General features: G+C 46.0%; 2 protein-coding genes. Both read right to left on the bottom strand.

All coding sequences use genetic code 11. From position 1 onward, the window contains the following. Positions 1–188 precede the first annotated feature (188 nt). Entirely contained in the window at positions 189–1,175 is a 987-nt protein-coding gene (locus tag AACV78_RS22730) for a hypothetical protein (protein ID WP_194013072.1), read from the bottom strand. A 14-nt stretch (positions 1,176–1,189) separates the two neighbouring features. Continuing rightward, positions 1,190–4,415: hypothetical protein (locus AACV78_RS22725; RefSeq protein WP_339383777.1), on the bottom strand; the 3,226-nt coding region annotated here is incomplete at its 5' end.

Below are 4,415 nucleotides of genomic sequence, written 5' to 3'. Positions count from 1 at the left end.
TTGCTCGCTACTAATTAGTGGTAGTTTCGGAGTTGAGCAAGGGGGAGGGGAAGGGTTGAAAAACTTGGGGAAAATCCTCATTTTCTACATTTGGGGGCTGATTATTTACCATTTGATAAGTGACAGAAGAAGGTTCAACTCAAAAGTAGAAAATTTATTCTTCCTTCCCCTTCCCCTTCCCCTTCCCCTTATTCACCCAGGGTGATGCCTCCCGGCATTTGAAAAAGTCCGGCTTGAGTAGAAGAAGCTGTAGCAGCCGCAGCATCCTGCCGTCTCTGGGCTGTGTTAATTTCGTTGAGTTCTTCAGCTTGTTGAGCGTTGAGAATGTTGGCAAGACTGCGGTCAATTTGAGCTTGCTGGCCCTGCATGACTAAGGCACTTTGATTTTCTGCTGATAAGGCTGCTTGCTTAGCTGCGATCGCACTTTGTTGAGATATGTTTCTCATAATGTTCTGTGTGACATCTTGACCTTCTGAATCAGCACCCAATTCCATTGAATTTTGGCTCTCGCGATCAGTTTGCTCTACGTTCTGCTGGACAATTTCTTTCATCTGAGCTTGCTTTTGTTGAGCTTCTTTACTGAGAGTGGCTTTATTGGCTTCACTGACAGCACTTTCTCTTTCTGCGAGTTCTGCGGTATTCTCTTTGAGGCTGTAAGAATCTTGCGGTCTCTTCTCTAAAGCAGCGGATAGTTTTGTCCCTTCGCTTTCGGAGGTGTTGCCGTCCATTATGCTTTTAACTGCTTCTTTTAGGTCTGGAACTTTCAATTCTCCCAGGAATGAAGAGAGGGTTGACTCTATTTCACTGCTAAATTTTTCGACTTTATTTAACAAATTGTCCCAGATGCCTGAGATGCTGTCGGAGATGGTGGAGATGGTATCGGAAATTTCGCCTGTTATGTCGCTAATTGTGTTTTCTATACCTCCTATTTCTTTCTGGTTGCTCAAGAAGTTATTAGCTGATTGTTGGATTTGGCTTTCTATTTGTTGATTGGGAACTGTGAAGCTGGAGCGGTTGAAAGTGCTGCCCGATGGATTGTTTGAGGTGGGAAGCTGTGTTGCAGTCGGATTGCTGTCAGAGGTTTGAGCTTTTGCTTCAACAGAATTTAGTATTAAGCTCAGCCAAATTGCAGGAATGCCGAGGGCAAGTTTAACAAGAAATTTCGGTGATTTCATCGGTTTTTCTCCGTCTAGCTAGCAATAAGGTCTTGAGGGGATTTGTGTCCATTGATATCAGTGACTGCATTCTTGCCAATATGGGTTAATGAACGCCCTTCTTTAACGGCTTGTACATATTCAGAGGCAAATTGTTTGAGTGCTAGCAGTTGCCCTTTTAACGTATTGGGATATTGAGCCATCACTCGTGCGCGAGCCATCAATTCAGCTTGATTGTTAGCCACACTTGCTAATATCATTTCGCCTGGATAGTATCGGCTTTGCCAGAAACGACCTCCTTTTTCAATTAGCCAATTGGAATAAAGGTCGGCAGCTCTGGGAAGGAAAGCTTCTGTGGCATTTTGGCTAATAATTTCAGCCGGATATCCCAAATTTTTGATCCAAGAAGTGGCTCCGTTTGATGTCAATCTTCCGGTAATTCGATACACCATGTTTTGCATAATCATAGTTCCCGCACTACAATCGCAAATACTGTCGATATCTTGGGATAGCAAGAGCACTGAAATGCCATTCTTTCTACCCACTGCACAGAGTTCGCCTACTACTTCAGCAAATCCGTCTTTTTTAAACAAAATCGAAAGTTCGTCTCCGATAAATAAGCTTTTAGGGTGAGAAAGTGCGTTGCGAATGCAAGCAGCGTGGGCGTTAATGGCCATTAAATACTGGTCTTGTTCGTTGCCCAGACCGCTAAGGGCAAAAAACTTAACAGCGGGTTCGGGTGAAAATGTACTCGGTCTGCCAATTGCTTTCCCTAAAGGTGACGCTAGTAATGCGTTGCATTGAGTGATAATTTGGTTGATGGCAATGCGGTCGAAGTCGGTAAAGTTTTGTAGGTTTAGTTGCTCTTTTGTGCAGAATTTCAGAAGGTTTGTGAGGGTTGGCATTTCTTGCCACGCGGTCGATTTCCAGCCTTTTTCAAAGGCAGTATTGTAGCGCTCGATAATGTCTGGGTCTTCCAGAAATTTTTTCAGAGTTAGCAGCAAAATGGCATCGACTCGCTGCGCTAATTTTGGGTCGCGGACTTTACCCATGCTGATAATAGTCAGCGCTTTTCTGATAAACTCTTTCCATTGGTCTAGTCGGCGCGATCGCTCTTCTCTGTCAAAACGCCTCAAATCGGGTATTTCGAGTAGATTCGAGCTGCCAGAGGTGATGTCGTAGTACGCACCGTCGTCGCCTAACAGTTTCACTGCTGTCTCAAAGGTACTGCCGCTTCCTGCTGAGATGTCCATACCGACTACTGGGATATTAGCGGCTATTGCATCGGCTGCAAATCGCCATCCCAAAACACTTTTACCGGAACCCGACTCGCCTGTTATGACAGCGCGGCTGGTTTGGTTGTGCATGAGGTCAACGTACACGGGTTTGCCGCCTTTGGTGATGAATTCAACTCCTTTTGAGTCGATGTCCCTTACAGCAGTTAAGGGCAAAATACCGGGGACAGTTTCGGTGTCTAAGGTGAGGCGGCGTTCGTTAATTAGCGAACTGCTGTGCAACAGCCAGCTTACAGTAATGGGCAAAGTTTCTAACCAAATTTGCCAAGCAATGTTGCGCTCTCTTAATACTTTGGCAGAGCCGAAGCTGTGGGAGAGCATTTGGCAAGCGTGTGTTAGTTGCTCTGGGGTTGGTCGGTAGACTAGGAAGGTGACAGCAGCGTGAATTGCTCTTGCACCTTTGTACATTTTTTTCTGGGCTTCAAAGGATTCTTCCTGTTTGACTTCTGCTCCTACATCGCGACCTTGACCTTTTTCTAAAGCGCGTTTTTTGGCACTTTTAGATTGTTTAGCTTGCCTTGCTAAGTTGTCTTGAATAATAAAGTTGGGAGCGGCGCTAATTTCGACAACGGCTTCAGTATCGCGGACGTAGCTGTTGCTCATAATTTTCCAGAGCCATTGCAGTTGCTCTCTGGTATTGAGCCAGCCGCCGGGGCCCTCTTCCATTGTTAGCACGCCGCATTCTGCGTTTCTGCCGGGAAGCAAAATGCGTGAGCTAGCTTTTCTGTGTTCCGGGCAGCTCGAACGGCCGCTCATACCTTCAATTAAAATGGTGCAGGCGTGTTTGTGACTGTTGAGGGTTTCGGTTAGTTTGTAGTCGGAGGCGGTTTCTTTTAAGGTGAGAAGTTGGGGGATAGGGGGTACGGGTGCGCTGTTGAATTTTTGCCACAGCCATCCCCACAATGCTTGGGCATTCATGGGTTGAATTTCCAGTCCGATTTTGGTGTTTAGCAAGAGTTCCCACCGGATGTAGCCTTGCTCGAAAGCGTCGAGCAGCAGTTGTTTGTAAAAGCGTTCAGAGTAGATGCGCTGGTTGCCTGTAAATTGTGCAGCAATGCTGTTGGCTGTGTTGATAATTCCATTGATGAATTTACTCAGAGGGTCGTTGGATTTGGAGCCAGATTGAGCGTTGAATGTCCAAGTGCAGAAAATAGTTTGGTTCCACAGTTGTCGGGTACCCGCTAAGTTGAGTTCTTGAATGCGTTTCTGTTCGTTACGAACGAGTACAGAAATGGGTTTGAGGTGACAGTTGTCAGCCAATTCAGTTAACTGTTGCTGACGAACGCAATCGCTGCTGTAGCAGCCGGTGTGAAAGGTCATTTTTTCGCCTGGGGGAATGTCTTTTAGCCCTTCTTCTAAGGCGGTGGCTGCATTGTTTACTTCATGGCGGTAGAGAATGTTGTGAAAGCCAGCCGTCTCGAATCCGAATACAATTTGGTATTGACTGCCTTCATTCAGTAAGTAACCAGAAACTTCTCGACCATCCTTTTTGATAGTGACTAAACACAGGAGGTTTTGGTAGTTTTGGAAGGGCATAAGTCGGCTGTTATCTCCTTGTTGAGTGGGAGCAACTTTGGGTTTAAGTTTGACTCGGACTTGTGAATCGCTGATTCGGTGGCGAATCGGGTTTGGTCGGTGTTCGGGAACGGGAGAAAGGTATAAAAGATTGCCGTTGTACCACTCATTCCCCGGCGGAGGTCTAAACCTGTCTACAAAAAGGTGAGGTTTGTTACCTGTCAGGAGCCACCAGCTTACAATTAGCCAGAAAGCAGTGATGAAAAACCAAGGCATTCCTAAGCTGAATAGGCCGTTGGTGAGGATGTAGGAAATTACAGTGATTAGCATCCAGGGAATTAGCTGTTCCGCTGGAATGATGCCGATGCTGGCTTGTTTGCCGAGAATTTTGTTGACGGAAATAAAGTCTTTATCTGGGTCTTTGATCATGGTAATAGGGGGAGAGTGGGAG

Origin of the sequence: Tychonema sp. LEGE 07196 (assembly GCF_963890365.1) — a bacterium.
In the GTDB taxonomy this organism is placed as follows: Bacteria; Cyanobacteriota; Cyanobacteriia; order Cyanobacteriales; family Microcoleaceae; genus Microcoleus.
Note: the sequence above shows the minus strand (reverse complement) of the source record. Positions and strands in the feature narration are given on the sequence as shown.